Below are 13,543 nucleotides of genomic sequence, written 5' to 3'. Positions count from 1 at the left end.
CTTGATCTTGTTTTTATGGGTAAAGCGTTGGGAACACTGCAGTTCATGGGGTACGGCGCAGCACCTCCCGGGCACGTGGCCGATGCAACCTGAGCAGCGCATGGGCCAGCAGGCCGAACAGCAGCCCCCAGAACGCCGCCGACAGCCCCAGGAACGCCACCCCCGAAGCGGTGACCAGGAAGGTGAACAGCCCGGCGTCGCGCTCGGCCGGCTCTGCCAGGCTACGGGCCAGGGCCTCGCTGATGGCGCCATACAGGGCCAAGCCGGCCAGGGCAGCGATCAGTGCGGCGGGAAAGGCGGCGAACAGCGACATCAACGTGGCGCCGGCAATGCCCAGCAGCAGGTACAGCGCACTGCCAGCCACCGCCGCTACATAACGCCGCCGAGGGTTTTCATGGGCTTCATGGCCGGTGCACAGGCTGGCGGTAACCGCCGCCAGGTTCAGCCCGTGACAGCCGAACGGCGCCAGCAGCGCTCCAGCCAGGGCACTGGCGCTGATCAACGGGCTGGCGGGTGTGGCGTAGCCGGCGTTGCGCAGTACCGCCATGCCTGGCATGAACTGCCCGGTGAGCGCCACCAGCACCATTGGCAAGGCCAGGCTGAATACCGCCGAAAGGCTGAACTGCGGCGTGACCCACTGTGGCGAAGCCAGCTCCAGCACCAGTGCATCGCTGCGAAACGCCCCGCTGCCAACGGTCACCAGGGTGCCCACGCACAGCACCGCCGCCACTGCATAGCGTGGCTGTAGCCGGCGCATCAGCACGTAGGTAACGAACATCGTCAGCACCAGCAGCGGCTGCACTGGCAGGGCGCGGAACACTTCGATGCCGAAGCTGAACAGAATGCCCGCCTGCATGCCGGCAGCGATGGAGCCCGGCAGGCGGGCGATAATGCGGTCGAAGGCCCCGCTGATGCCGATCATCAGCAGCACCAGATTGGCCACCAGGTAAGCCCCCACGGCCTGCTCCAGGCCGAGCTGCGGCAAGGCGGTGACCAGCAGCGCGGAACCTGGAATCGACCAGGCGATCACCACAGGTACCCGGTAGCGCAGGCTGAGCAGTACGCCGAGCACGGCACTGCCCATGGACACGGCCCAGACCCAGGATGACAACTGTTGGTGGGACAGGCCGGCGGCTTCGGCGGCGTGGAAGATGATGACCAACGGGCCTGCGTAGGAGATCAGCGTGGCGATGCAGCCGGCGACGATGGCGGACAGCGAGCTGTCCTTGATCAGGGTTTTCATGGGACCTCTGGCAAGGCATCGGCCGGGCGCGGTGCCCGGCGCTTGTTCTTCGGGTTATGCCTGCGCCGCAAGGGCCTGAGCTTGCCGACGGCCACTGGCCAGGTGCACAGCCATGGCCAGCGCAGCGATTGCGCCAGGGATGGCGAAGGCGATGAAGTTGAGTTGCAGCGGCAGGTTGATGCCCATCAGCGCGCCGCCCAGCAGCGGGCCGACGATGGCGCCGTTACGCCCAATGCCCGAGGCCCAGCCCAGGCCGGTGGAGCGCACCGACAGCCCATACATTTGCGCAGCGCCGGCATACAGCAGGATCTGCGTGCCGATGGTGGTGGCGCCGGCAATGAAGATCAGCAGGTAAAGCACCGGCATCGGGCTGTTCACCCCCAGCAAGCTGATCGACAGCGCAGCGGCAATGAAGAATGCCACCTTCACCTTGACCAGGTTGTAGCGGTCGCCCAGCCAGCCGCCCAGAATTGCCCCGGCCATGCCGCCAAAGTTCAGCGCCAGCAGGAACGACAGGCTCGAACCCAGGCTGTAGCCCGCGTTGGCCATCAGTTTCGGCAGCCAGGAACTGAGTGCATAGACCATCAACAGGCAGCAGAAGAACGCCAGCCACAACGCCAGTGTGCGTATGGCCAGGCCATTGCGGAACAGCTCCAGTACCGATGCCCCGCTGCCTTTGCGGTCAGCGGCCTGCAACACGTCATCCGCCTGTACATCGCATTCTGGGTCCAGCCGTTTCAACAGTTTGCGAGCTTCTTCGGTACGGCCCTGGCGCACCAGGAAACCGATCGATTCAGGCAGGTAGTAGAGAATCACCGGCAACAGCAGCAATGGTACGGCAGCGGCGAAGAACATCGACTCCCAACCAAAGCGCGGCAGCATGAAGATGCCCACGCCTGCCGACAGCATGCCGCCCAGCGAGTAGCCACTGAACATGATCGCCACCAGCGTGCTGCGCAGGCGCTTGGGCGCATATTCGTTCATCAGTGCCACGGCGTTGGGCATCAGGCCGCCGCAGCCCAGGCCAGCGATGAAACGGTAGATGCCGAACTCGCTCGGGCTGCTGGCAAAGCCATTGAGAATGGTTGCCCCCGAGAACAAGGCGAAACAGATGGCAATGCCCTTCTTGCGCCCGATACGGTCGGCCAGGCTGCCGAATGCCAAGGCGCCGAACATCATGCCGAACAGCGCGTAGCTGCCCAGCGCACCGGCCTGCAACGGGGTAAGCCCCCACTCTTTCATGATGACCGGCAGTACCACGCCGTAGATGAACAGGTCATAGCCGTCGAAGATCAGCAGCAGGCCACACCAGGCCATGACCATCCAGTGGAACGGGGTAAAGCGCGCGTTATCGATGATCGGGTGTACGTCAAGGGTTCGCATGGCATCTGTCGCTCTTGTTTTTGTTGTGAGGGAAAGCTGTTGCCTTGAGGTTGCTGCTCAGCCGAGGTCGCCGCCTCCTACCGGCAAGGTCACGCCGGTGATGTATGAGGCTTCGTCAGAGGCAAGGAACAAAATCGCGCCCACTTGCTCGTCGATGCTGCCGTAGCGGTGCATCAGGCTGCTGTCGAGGGTCTGGTCGACGATCTGCTGGTACCAGTGTTTTTCCTGTTCGCTTTGCTCGGCGCTGTTGCGTGGCACGCGTCGGGGTGGCGCCTCGGTGCCGCCGGGTGCGGTGGCGTTGACGCGGATGCCACGGCCAGCGGTTTCAAAGGCCAGGCACGCGGTGAGCGCATTGACGCCGCCTTTGGCCGCGCCATAAGGCACGCGGTTGACGCCACGGGTGGCGATGGACGAGACGTTGACGATGGCGCCGCTACCGCGTTCGAGCATGTAAGGCAGCGCGGCATGGCAGCACCACAGGGTGGGGAACAGCGAGCGGCGCACCTCGGCCTCGATCTGCTCCACCTCGTAGTGTTCGAAAGGCTTGGCCCAGATGGTGCCGCCGACGTTGTTGACCAGGATGTCGAGGCGGCCGAAGGTTTCCACTGCACTGGCCATGACACGGGCGCAGTCGGCGTGTTGTTCGAGGTCGGCGGTGAGTGTAAGCATGCCCTCGCCTGCCAGCTCGTGGACCAGTTCGGAACGGTCTACCGCCACCACTTGCGCGCCTTCGGCCTTCAGCCGCCAGCACACGCCACGGCCGATGCCTTGAGCGGCACCGGTGACCAGGGCGACCTTGCCTTGGAATCGGTTGTTCATGTGTTTCTCCTGCTTGATCCGTCAGGCCGCTGCCGCGAACTTCTCGTAGTAGAAGTTGGCCGGGGTAATGCCCTGTTCGCGTACGTACTGGCTGACCGCTTCCACCATGGGTGGCGGCCCGCACAGGTACAGGTCCACATCGCCATCGTTCAGGTGGCGCGGCTCGATGTGCTGGGTCACATAGCCCTTCTGCGGGTACTGGCTGTCCGGGTTGGCTACGCAGGCGCTGAAGGTGAAGTTGGGGATACGCGCTGCAAAGTCTTGCAGACGATCCAGTTCAACCAGGTCGAAATCGTTGGTCACGCCATAGATCAGATGCAGCGGGTGTTCACTGCCCTGCTCGGCGATCTTTTCCAGCATCGCGGTGAACGGGGCCAGACCAGTGCCGCCAGCCAGCAGCAACAGCGGGCGCTGGATAGGCCGCAGGTAGAAGCTGCCCAACGGCCCCGCCAGGCTCATGCTGTCGCCGGCCTTGGCCAGGTTGGTGAGGAAACTGCTCATCAAACCACCCGGCACGTTGCGGATCAGGAAGCTGACTTCGCCATCCTTCTGCAACGAACTGAACGAATAGGCGCGGCTCTGCTCGCTGCCCGGCACCTTGAGGTTGACGTACTGCCCCGGCAGGAAGGCCAGGCGGCTGAGGGCCTCGCCCTTGATCGACAGGGCAATGGTGCTGGCCGACAGCTGGCGTACATCGCTGATGGCCGCCTCGAAGCTGGCCTGTTCGGTCTTGCACAACTGCGACGAGGCCGGAATGCGGATGACGCAGTCGCTTTCAGCGCGCATTTGGCAGGTCAGTACGTAGCCTTTGGCAATTTCGTCTTCGTTCAGGGCGTCTTCGATGAAGTTGTCGCCCAAGTCGTAGCGGCCAGATTCGGCCTTGCATTTACAGGTGCCGCAGGCGCCGTCGCGGCAGTCCAGCGGGATGTTGATGCCTTGGCGGTAGGCAGCGTCGGCCACGGTTTCATGGCCGGTGGCTTCAATGAAACGGGTAACCCCGTCTTCGAAATTCAGTGCGATCTGGTAGCTCATGTTGCACCTCGCGGGCGAGCCGGCCCACGGCGCGTCGCAGGACGCACCGGGCAATGCTCGCAAAACCCTGTATCAGATGTGGTAGATGTCGATGACCTGGCGCACGTAGTCGTTCTTCAGCACCACCTTCTTGGCCTTGATCAGCGGCTGCTCGCCGCGCAGGTCGAGGGTGTAGAAGCTGGTGCCGAAGTAACTGTCGGTGGTCTTGTAGCGGAAGATCAGGGTGTGCCAGTTGAAACGCACCTGGCAGCTGCCCTCGCCTTGCTCGACGATCTCGATGTTGCTGATGTTGTGCGAGGTGCGGGTATCCGGCACTGTCGCACTGGAGCGCTCGGTCTTGATACGGAACACGCGGTCTTCCAGGCCGCCACGGTTGCCGTACCAGATCAGCGAGATTTCGCTTTGTGGGTCTTCGGTGAGGGTGTCATCGTCATCCCAGCTCGGCATCCAGAAGCTGGCGTCGCTGGCGTACAGCTCCAGCCACTGGTCCCACTGGGCGTCATCCAGGTAGCGCGCTTCGCGGTAGAGAAAGTCGCGCACGGTTTCATACAGGCTCATTGCACGGCCTCCACAGGGATCAGCTGCTGTTCGTCCTTCAGGGCCTGGATCATGGTGTCCTGCCAGTATTTGTGTTGCAGCACGAACAGGCCTTCGTCCTCGGTGCGCACGCCAGACAGCAGCGGATGGAGCTCGATCTCTTTAGCCGCTTCATCGGCGCCTTCGACCCAGTGCTTCGCGCCACGGGACATGTCGTTCCAGCCAGTGCCGCCGCCGTAGCCGGTCTGGCAGGAGCGGAACTCTTCCAGGTCGTCCGGGGTGGCCATGCCGCTGACGTTGAAGAAGTCTTCGTACTGGCGAATGCGCTTGGCGCGGGCATCGGCGCTCTCGCCTTTGGGCGCGATGCAGTAGATGGTGATTTCGGTCTTGTTCACCGAAATCGGCCGCGCAACGCGGATCTGCGAGCTGAACTGGTCCATCAGGTACACGTTCGGGTACAGGCACAGGTTGCGCGAGTTCTCGATCATCCAGTCGGCACGGGCCTGGCCGAAGTCGGCAGCCAGCTGGTCCCGGCGCTCGTAGGCCGGGCGGTCTTCCGGGTTGGCCCAGCGGGTCCACAGCAGCAGGTGGCCATGGTCGAAGGAATAGAAGCCCCCGCCTTGCTTGGCCCAGGCGCCGGCGCTCATGGTCTTGATCTCGTCACCGGCTTCACGCTGCTTGCGCTGGTTCTGGGTAGCGGCGTAGTTCCAGTGCACGGAGCTGACGTGGTAGCCATCGGCGCCGTTTTCGGCGGTGAGCTTCCAGTTGCCTTCGTAGATGTACGAGCTGGCACCGCGCAGCACTTCCAGGCCTTCTGGCGACTGGTCGACGATCATGTCGATGATCTTGGCCGATTCACCCAAATGTTCTACCAGCGGTTTTACATCGGCATTCAGGCTGCCGAACAAAAAGCCCCGGTACGACTCGAAGCGCGCCACCTTGGTCAAGTCGTGGGAGCCGTCGCAGTTGAAGCTGTCGGGGTAGCCGGCGTTGCTGGGGTCTTTCACCTTCAGCAGTTTGCCGCTGTTATTGAACGTCCAGCCGTGGAACGGGCAGGTGTAGCTGGAGCGGTTGCCGCGCTTGTGCCGGCACAACATGGCGCCGCGGTGGCTGCAGGCGTTGAGGAAGGCATTGAGCTCACCGTCCTTGTTGCGCGCGATGAAAATCGGCTGGCGCCCCATGGTCAGGGTGAGGAAGTCGTTCTTTTCGGGGATCTGGCTTTCATGGGCCAGGTAGATCCAGTTGCCCTCGAAGATGTGTTTCATCTCCAGGTCGAACAGGCGTGGGTCGGTGAACATCTCGCGCTTGCAGCGGTAGATGCCCTTTTCACGGTCGTCCTCGAGCATGGCATTGAGGTAGTCGAATCCCAGGGACATGGCCAGGGTCTCCCTTGTTATTGTTTAGACCTGGTCAGTTTGGGCGCTGGTATTAGGCGGGAGTATCCGGTTTGTGCGCAGTGATATCCGTTTTGTGCAGGTTAACGGACCTCCTCGCGGGCGAACCCCATGAAGAGACCCGCGAGTTCAGCGCCGCTTGCGTAAGGTTTCCGAGGGCAGCTCGCCAAATTGCTGCCGATACACTTCGGAGAACCGCCCCAAGTGCAGGAAGCCATAGTCCATGGCCAGCTCGGTCACGCTGCGTACCGAGCAAGTGGCATCGCCCAGGCAGGCACGCACCTGCTCCAGTTTGCGCTGGCGTACGTACTGCTTGGGTGTAGTGCCCAGTTGCCGGTCAAACAACGCATACAACGAGCGCAAGCTCATGCACGCCTGCTCCGCCAGCGCCTCGGCTGTCAGCTCAAGCTTCAGATTACGGTCGATGTGGTCGATGATTCGCTCAAGGCTAGCCCCTGGCGAACCCAGGCTTTCGCGGCGGATATTGGTGCTCATCAGGGTTAGCAACTTGCTGGCGACAATCTGGCTGTAGTGCCCCTGCACGCGCGGCAGCGAATCGGTCACTTCCGCTTCGTGGCAAACCATGGCCAGCAGGTTCACGAACCCGTCCAGCTCATCCAGCCGGTAATGGTTGCGCAAGAACCGAACACCGCCTTCTGGCCGATGCCAACGCTGTTCGTCGCAGATCGAATCCAGTAGCCGGGTGGGCACCTTGAGGATGAACTTCTCGCAGTCTTCCGAATAGGTCAGGTCAACCGGGTCGTCGGGGTTGATCAGCAACAGCTCGCCCGGCACGAGGTGATGCTCGCGCTTGTGCCCGCGCCACAGGCAGTTGCCGTTGAGCAGCACTTGCAGGTGGTAGATGGTTTCCAGCGCGGGCGAGGTAACGCGCACGCTGCCGCCGTAGCTGATGCGGCACAGGTCGAGTTCGGCGAACTTGCGGTGGCTGAGGCTGGCTTGAGGGTGGGTGGTGCGCGACAGACCGATGCAATGCTGGCCTACGTGCTGGTTCACATAATCGGACACAGCATAAGGGTCGGCGTGATGAAACACGCTACTGCGCTCGCTCAGCAGGCGGCTTTCCATAGGCAAGGCACTCGGTATCGTTATTGTTCTGGTCGCCGCCTCCTACCGCCTTGTGGGCAGTGGTCGCGGTCGTCACGGTCATTCTATCGGGCCGGTTGCGGGTCGCGGGGGCAGGCGACAACCGGCGGATAGCCACACTACAGCAAAAAGGTGGGGGTTGGGCAATGTGGAGAAGGGATTGGATGGGCGGATAGCGGACATGCCGAGGGAAACCAGTGTTCGTTTATCGAACGGTAATTACAACGTCCTGAGCATGGAATACCACATAGCAATGGCACACCAAGATAATTGTGTAACTAGCAAAAATATCAATATGATTTGACGATCTTTCACTGCACCGGCAGAAAATTCATCAACAGCAGGCTTTGCGCGTAATTCAGGCCAATCCGCCGATAACGCTCATCCAGCAACTCCGCCAGCAGATCCAGCCGCGCAACGATTTTGCCAAACTCCACGGCAAAACTCAGGTTACTGCCCTCTTCGGAGATCTCGTTGGAGAACAGCAGCAGCACCCCATTCGCGTCCTGCCGCTGGCTGAGCATCCAGGTCGCCTTCTCGATATTGCGCGCCGCGTTGTTGACGAACAGCGGGTCGATGGTATCGGTCATGTAGAACTCGGTACGCCCACCATGCGCGGTAATCAGCATGCTGCCGATGGCGTAAATGAAGGCGCCAACACGATCACCGCGAAACTCCGGGCTCAGGGCGTAGCTCAATGCCGCCAGGTCGCGGCGGTTGCCCAGTTGCGGCAATGGCTGGCGTTGCTCGATGGCGATGCGGATCTGTCGCTCGGCGGTGGCGGCGTCGATGTAGCCAGACATCTTCCACTGGTTGGGATTGCGCTGGTACAGCTTGTTCATCAGCAGGTACAGGCTTTGCAGGTTGTCACGCATGGACAGCGTGGCCATGCGGTCGACGCTGGTCTGGAACAGCTCGCTGGGCTTGCCGTTGCCGAACTGATTAACGATGTCACGGCCTTGCTCCTGGGTGCAGGCGCACAGGCATGTGAGGGCGCCTGCCAGCAACAGGCGGGAGAAGAAACTTGGGTAGCTTGCAACCATCGGCACCGGGTCGATATTCGGCGGCTGCCTTGGGGGTCAAGGCAGCCTGGCCAAGCATAGAGCCTCGAAAACGGAAAAAGTGCAGTGGTTGGGGATTTGCGTGCGACGCTTCAACTACATGGCGTGGCGCAACATCTCCACGACCTGCGCATGCAACGCCGGGTCACCACACGCCACCACGCAACCACCATGCTGCGCCGAGCTACCATCCCAAGCCGTAATCACCCCACCTGCTCCCTCGATGATCGGCATCAATGCCTGCACGTCATACGGCTGCAGGCTGGCCTCTACGATCACATCGACAAAGCCCGAAGCCAGCATGCAGTAGGCATAGCAATCACCGCCATAACGCATCAACCGCGCCCGGCCGGCAACGCCCTCGAACGCAGCCTTGCGCTCGACGGTATCGAACATGTCGGGGGTGGTGCACATCAGCGTGGCCGAGGCCAGGTCGGCGCAGGCACGGGTTTTCAGCGGCGTACCGCTGCGCCAGGCACCTTCAGGGGTGCCGACAAAGCGTTCGCCGGTGAACGGCTGGTTCATCACGCCAACCACCGGGCGCACGCCATCGTTCAGAGCAATCAACGTCCCCCACAACGGCAGGCCGGTGATGAAAGCACGCGTGCCATCAATCGGGTCAAGCACCCAGGTCAGCGGGCTGCTGCCGACGGCGACACCCGCTTCCTCACCCAGAATACCGTGGTCGGGGTAACGGGCCTGGATCAGCTCGCGCATGGCGTCTTCCGCCGCCTTGTCGGCTACGGTGACAGGGTCGTACAAACGCCCGCCCTTGTCCTCGACAGCCAGGCTGGCACGGAAATAAGGCTGGATCGCCACAGCGGCAGCATCGGCCAACTGCTCGGCAAAGGTGCGCAATTCACCGATCTGTTCAGCACTCAGGGACATGGGACGGCCTCAGGACAATGATTAGGGGCAGCATCATACTCGATCGCCAGCCTGCTGCTCATGCAGCCTGAAGCGAACTAGACTGAACAAGACCAGAGCACCGGGGGGCTGCCACACGTGGAGGTGTGAGATGAGCCAGTTCAAGCGTTTGTTCGTCATGCTCGGCCCGCAAATGCGCCATACGCCCGCGCTGCAACGCGCAGCGGCGCTGGCGGAGTCCAGCGGCGCACTGCTGGATATCAACGTTTTCGTCGATGATGTCGACACCTTTGGCTTGATGAGCGATGGTCGCGAACGTGAGCGGCTGCTCAGCGACAACCGCCAGTGGCTGGCGGACGAGGCCGAACAGTTGGGCGATGCAGGCCTGGACGTGTCCACCGAGCTGTTATTGACCCGCGACCCGCTGGGCAGTGTGCTGGAGCGGGTCGAGCGGCTGGGTTGCGACCTGCTGGTCAAGGACGTGCAGCACGAACCGATTCTCAAACGCCTGCTGGTCACGCCCCTGGACTGGCAACTGCTCAAGGACAGCCCGGTCGCCGTGCACCTGGTGAGCGACATCCGCCTGCCCCTGCCCCGGCAGATTGCCGCAGCGGTGGACCTGAACAGCCACGGCGCAGGTGAATACCTGGATGAACAGGTCATACAGACTGCCCATGCCTTGGCGCTGCAATGCAACGGCGAGCTCCATCTGCTGCATGTGTGCGATGCAGCCAAGACCCATATCGCCGATTTTGGTGCGGGTACGGTAACCATGCCTGGCTTCGACAGCAGCGTGCGTACCGCGCAGCGGGCAGCGTTCAACCGCCTGGGTGACCATCATCAGATTCCGCTGGAGCGCAGGCACTTCCTGGAAGGAGCAGCGATCAGGGCGATTGCCCAGTTTGTCGGCCACAGCCGGGCCGATGTGATTGTCATGGGCAGCCACCGGCATGACGCGATGCAGACGTTCCTGGGCGGGACCACGGCCCATGTACTGGAGCATCCGTTGTGTAATGTGCTGGGGATCAAGGCCGTTCACTGAGTTCTGGCATATCTGAACCGGCCGCTTCCCGGGAAAACCCGCTCCCTTAGGGATATTAAAGGTGGGAGCGGTTTACCCGCGTAGAGACCGGCGTGTATTTCACCGGTTGGTATTTGGTACACCAGTGCCACACAAAAAGAATGCATTTGATAATGATTCGTAGTAATTTCGCGGCGCTTCCCTACCCTTTCCCTCAGCGCCCCACTCCAGGATCGTACCGTCGATGCGTCGCACGTTCGTTTCGCTTTGTGTGCTTCATGCTGTCTCCCCGCTGGCCTTTGCCGAGCCCGAACCGCTCAGCGACCCTGCCCAGATTGAACTCCAGGCTTTGAACATCACCAGCAACGCCGACAGCGAACGCGCCGACGGCCCGGTCTTTGGCTACAAGGCCACCCGCTCGGCCAGCGCCACCCGCACCGACACGGCGCTGCACGAAACGCCGCAGTCGGTCAGCGTGGTGCCCAAGGATGTGCTGACCGATACGGCCAGCACCCGCCTGCAAGACGCCCTGGACTATGCCGGTGGCGTGGGCCGCGCCAACAACTTTGGCGGGCAGGGCCTGACCACGGTCACTGTCCGTGGTTTCACCACTGGCGAGTACTACCGCAACGGCTTCCCGATGAACCGCGGTTACCCGAATGCGCCTGATGCCAACAGCGTCGAGCGTCTGGAAGTGATCCGTGGCCCGGCCAGCAGCCTGTACGGCCGTGGCGACCCCGGCGGCACCTTCAATGTGGTTACCAAGCAGCCGCAGGCTGAACAGCAGGTAACCCTGGGCAGCCAGCTCGACGATCAGGGCATGCACCGCGCCACCCTCGACGCCACCGGTGCCTTGAACCAGGACGGCAGCCTGGCCTATCGCCTGAATGTGTTGGGCGAAGGTGGCGACAGCTTCCGCGACAACGTCGAAAGCGAACGCTACGACGTCGCGCCGGTGCTTAGCTGGCAGGTGAACGATGCGACCAAAATCGTCTTTGAAGGCGACTTCATGCGTAACAACCACCCGCTTGACCGCGGCCTGACGCATTACACCAACCAGGCTGGCAGCGCCTCGCGCGATACCAACATCTGGGGCAAAGGCAGCGACAACATGCTGCACAACGATAACAACATGGCGCAGTTGCGTTTCGAGCATGCGCTCAATGATGACTGGACCCTGGGCGGCGGCATGCAGTGGCTGGACGGTACCCTCAAGGGCAACGCCATCGAGGCCAACCGCTTGCAGGCCGATGGCCGGACCCTGGGGCGTAACTTCAACTACCGCAAGCTGGAATGGCGCGACCGCGACTACCAGCTCAACCTGACCGGGCATTTTGACACCGGTGGTCTCAGCCATACGTTGCTTACAGGTGTCGAGTACGAAGACTACGACTACAACTCGATCATCCAGCGTTCGGCTACCACTCCAACGTCCTATCCAATCGACCTTTTCGATCCGGTATATGACCAGTCGCGCCCAGCCCTATTGAGTACACCCACCACCCATGACAAGGAAAACCTCAAAACCTGGGCATTTTTCGTTCAGGACCAGGTTGCCCTGACCGAGCGCCTTAAAGCTTTGGCAGGTGTGCGCTTTGAACGCTTTGAACATGACTATGTCAACAAGCTCAACAGTGCGGGTAACTTCGATAAAGGCGAGAACGGTGTAACCCCGCGGTTCGGCCTGCTGTTTGACCTGACCGATACCGTCGCGGTCTATGCCAACACCGCACGCTCATTCAAGCCCAATAGTGGCGCGCCTGCCGGTGCAACAGGGCGTGGTTTCGACCCCGAGAAAGGCAAGTCCTACGAACTGGGTGTGAAATGGGAGGCACTTGATCGCCAGTTGAGCGTTGACGCGGCGATCTACCACATCGTCAAGGAAAACGTGCTGGCCAACGATCCCAGCGACCCTACCGGCACCTACAAAATCGCAGCCGGCGAGGTGCGCAGCCGTGGCCTGGACATCAACGTTGCCGGCAACATCACGCCTGAGTGGCGGGTGATTGGTGGCTATTCGTACGTGGATGCCCAAGTCACAAAGGACACCAGCCTGCCGACCGGCACGCGCCTGGCAAACATCCCGCGCAACAGCTTCAGCCTGCTCAACACGTATGAATTCCAGGATGGCGTGGCCAAGGGGCTGGGCCTGGGCGTTGGCGTAAAGTATGTGGATGATCGTCAAGGCCAGACCGCCGCGACGACCTACACCATGGAGCAATACACCGTGGTCGACTTGCTGAGCTTCTACCAGGTCAACGAACACGTCCGTCTGAACCTGGATGTGAAGAACGTGTTCAACAAAGGCTATGACGAAGGGGCGTTCAACAGCTATGTGTACCCGGGGGCGCCTCGGACAGTGCAGGCTGGGGTTTCGTATAGCTTCTGACGGGTGTGGGGCCGCCTGGCGGCCCCAAACTGCTAGAAACCCTTGCTGTAGAACAGCGAGTACGACTCGATCCCGTCGTTGGGCTGCTTGATGCCCGCGTTGGAGTAATGCATCGCGCGGATGCCCACCTTCTGTTCCCCCGGCAACTTCAAGCCAAAACCGATGCGGTCTTCGAAGTTGACTGAGGAACCCAGACGCTGATCGCCCACGTCGGTCTTGGAGAACGCCGCCAGGCCAATGCCGGCCTCGATGTACGGCGTGTAGGTGAAACCGCTGAATTCATAGGTGAACACCGGGCTGAACGACAGCGAATGTGCGCCACTGGCGTCCCCGCCCTCCCAGTAGGTGTACGCAGCGTCCCAGTATCCGCTCAAATACCCGGTGCTGCTTTCCAGCCATTTCTTGTCCCAGTCGAACGACATGCCAATACGGTAGGTCATGTCGCCTTGGCCGGTGGCGCCAACGGCACCGGACACCTGCGCGGCCTGGGCCAGGTTGGCCCCTGCAAAGGCCAGCACTGCAGCGGCCAGCGATGCTGCTAGACGGGTTTTCATCAACGACTCTCCTGATGGTCTACACGGCAAGCGGGGGCTTGAGCCCCTCGATCTTATGCGGTGCCCGGCCCTTCCAGGCCGGTCACACGAAGTAATATTTTTTTTATTATTGTCCAAATAATCAGAAAGTTGAAAGTGA

12 protein-coding genes are annotated in these 13,543 nt (G+C 61.6%); 2 read left to right on the top strand and 10 right to left on the bottom strand.

The window, feature by feature from the left end; all coding sequences use genetic code 11:
• Positions 1-43: 43 nt before the first annotated feature.
• The 9 genes from B9A31_RS22040 to hisN form a co-directional block, all read right to left on the bottom strand.
• Complete coding sequence (locus B9A31_RS22040) at positions 44-1,243, bottom strand: benzoate/H(+) symporter BenE family transporter (RefSeq protein ID WP_027609263.1); 1,200 nt, start codon at positions 1,241-1,243, stop codon at positions 44-46.
• 54 nt (positions 1,244-1,297) lie between these two features.
• Positions 1,298-2,626, bottom strand: a complete 1,329-nt coding sequence (locus tag B9A31_RS22035) for an MFS transporter (protein WP_019096255.1) — start codon at positions 2,624-2,626, stop codon at positions 1,298-1,300.
• 57 nt (positions 2,627-2,683) lie between these two features.
• Positions 2,684-3,445 (bottom strand): 1,6-dihydroxycyclohexa-2,4-diene-1-carboxylate dehydrogenase, encoded by a 762-nt coding sequence (locus B9A31_RS22030; RefSeq protein WP_019096256.1) that lies wholly within the window; start codon positions 3,443-3,445, stop codon positions 2,684-2,686.
• Between the two features lie 21 nt (positions 3,446-3,466).
• Positions 3,467-4,477, bottom strand: a complete 1,011-nt coding sequence (benC, locus tag B9A31_RS22025; protein ID WP_019096257.1) for a benzoate 1,2-dioxygenase electron transfer component BenC — start codon at positions 4,475-4,477, stop codon at positions 3,467-3,469.
• A 72-nt stretch (positions 4,478-4,549) separates the two neighbouring features.
• Positions 4,550-5,035: a benzoate 1,2-dioxygenase small subunit gene (gene benB / locus B9A31_RS22020; protein ID WP_084297367.1), complete on the bottom strand. Its 486-nt coding sequence runs from the start codon at positions 5,033-5,035 to the stop codon at positions 4,550-4,552.
• On the bottom strand, positions 5,032-6,390 hold the full coding sequence (gene benA, locus B9A31_RS22015) for a benzoate 1,2-dioxygenase large subunit (protein WP_019096258.1): 1,359 nt from the start codon (positions 6,388-6,390) through the stop codon (positions 5,032-5,034). The genes benB and benA overlap by 4 nt, the downstream gene beginning before the upstream one ends.
• 147 nt (positions 6,391-6,537) lie before the next feature.
• Complete coding sequence (locus B9A31_RS22010) at positions 6,538-7,494, bottom strand: helix-turn-helix transcriptional regulator (protein ID WP_025754138.1); 957 nt, start codon at positions 7,492-7,494, stop codon at positions 6,538-6,540.
• A gap of 329 nt (positions 7,495-7,823) precedes the next feature.
• On the bottom strand, positions 7,824-8,555 hold the full coding sequence (locus B9A31_RS22005) for a hypothetical protein (RefSeq protein ID WP_025754139.1): 732 nt from the start codon (positions 8,553-8,555) through the stop codon (positions 7,824-7,826).
• A 114-nt stretch (positions 8,556-8,669) separates the two neighbouring features.
• Positions 8,670-9,461, bottom strand: a complete 792-nt coding sequence (gene hisN / locus B9A31_RS22000; protein ID WP_084297366.1) for a histidinol-phosphatase — start codon at positions 9,459-9,461, stop codon at positions 8,670-8,672.
• A gap of 130 nt (positions 9,462-9,591) precedes the next feature.
• Here hisN and B9A31_RS21995 point away from each other — a divergent pair, with 130 nt between their 5' ends.
• Entirely contained in the window at positions 9,592-10,482 is an 891-nt protein-coding gene (locus tag B9A31_RS21995; protein WP_084297365.1) for a universal stress protein, read from the top strand.
• Between the two features lie 223 nt (positions 10,483-10,705).
• Complete coding sequence (locus tag B9A31_RS21990) at positions 10,706-12,850, top strand: TonB-dependent siderophore receptor (protein WP_084297364.1); 2,145 nt, start codon at positions 10,706-10,708, stop codon at positions 12,848-12,850.
• A gap of 32 nt (positions 12,851-12,882) precedes the next feature.
• Here the strand turns inward: B9A31_RS21990 and B9A31_RS21985 are convergent, their stop codons facing one another.
• On the bottom strand, positions 12,883-13,404 hold the full coding sequence (locus B9A31_RS21985) for an acyloxyacyl hydrolase (RefSeq protein ID WP_019096263.1): 522 nt from the start codon (positions 13,402-13,404) through the stop codon (positions 12,883-12,885).
• Positions 13,405-13,543: the final 139 nt, after the last annotated feature.

This window comes from Pseudomonas sp. URIL14HWK12:I5 (genome assembly GCF_900176445.1).
Taxonomy (GTDB): domain Bacteria; phylum Pseudomonadota; class Gammaproteobacteria; order Pseudomonadales; family Pseudomonadaceae; genus Aquipseudomonas; species Aquipseudomonas monteilii.
The sequence above is the reverse complement of the archived record's forward strand: the minus strand, read 5'-3'. Positions and strand labels throughout refer to the sequence as shown.

What these genes read in the sequence shown, in the direction of transcription:
- hisN (WP_084297366.1), bottom strand. Translation starts at nt 9,461, where the DNA reads ATGTCCCTGAGTGCTGAACAGATCGGTGAATTGCGCACCTTTGCCGAG.
- B9A31_RS22040 (WP_027609263.1), bottom strand. Translation starts at nt 1,243, where the DNA reads ATGAAAACCCTGATCAAGGACAGCTCGCTGTCCGCCATCGTCGCCGGC.
- B9A31_RS21995 (WP_084297365.1), top strand. Translation starts at nt 9,592, where the DNA reads ATGAGCCAGTTCAAGCGTTTGTTCGTCATGCTCGGCCCGCAAATGCGC.
- B9A31_RS22030 (WP_019096256.1), bottom strand. Translation starts at nt 3,445, where the DNA reads ATGAACAACCGATTCCAAGGCAAGGTCGCCCTGGTCACCGGTGCCGCT.
- B9A31_RS22005 (WP_025754139.1), bottom strand. Translation starts at nt 8,555, where the DNA reads ATGGTTGCAAGCTACCCAAGTTTCTTCTCCCGCCTGTTGCTGGCAGGC.
- benA (WP_019096258.1), bottom strand. Translation starts at nt 6,390, where the DNA reads ATGTCCCTGGGATTCGACTACCTCAATGCCATGCTCGAGGACGACCGT.
- benC (WP_019096257.1), bottom strand. Translation starts at nt 4,477, where the DNA reads ATGAGCTACCAGATCGCACTGAATTTCGAAGACGGGGTTACCCGTTTC.
- B9A31_RS21985 (WP_019096263.1), bottom strand. Translation starts at nt 13,404, where the DNA reads ATGAAAACCCGTCTAGCAGCATCGCTGGCCGCTGCAGTGCTGGCCTTT.
- B9A31_RS22035 (WP_019096255.1), bottom strand. Translation starts at nt 2,626, where the DNA reads ATGCGAACCCTTGACGTACACCCGATCATCGATAACGCGCGCTTTACC.
- B9A31_RS21990 (WP_084297364.1), top strand. Translation starts at nt 10,706, where the DNA reads ATGCGTCGCACGTTCGTTTCGCTTTGTGTGCTTCATGCTGTCTCCCCG.
- benB (WP_084297367.1), bottom strand. Translation starts at nt 5,035, where the DNA reads ATGAGCCTGTATGAAACCGTGCGCGACTTTCTCTACCGCGAAGCGCGC.
- B9A31_RS22010 (WP_025754138.1), bottom strand. Translation starts at nt 7,494, where the DNA reads ATGGAAAGCCGCCTGCTGAGCGAGCGCAGTAGCGTGTTTCATCACGCC.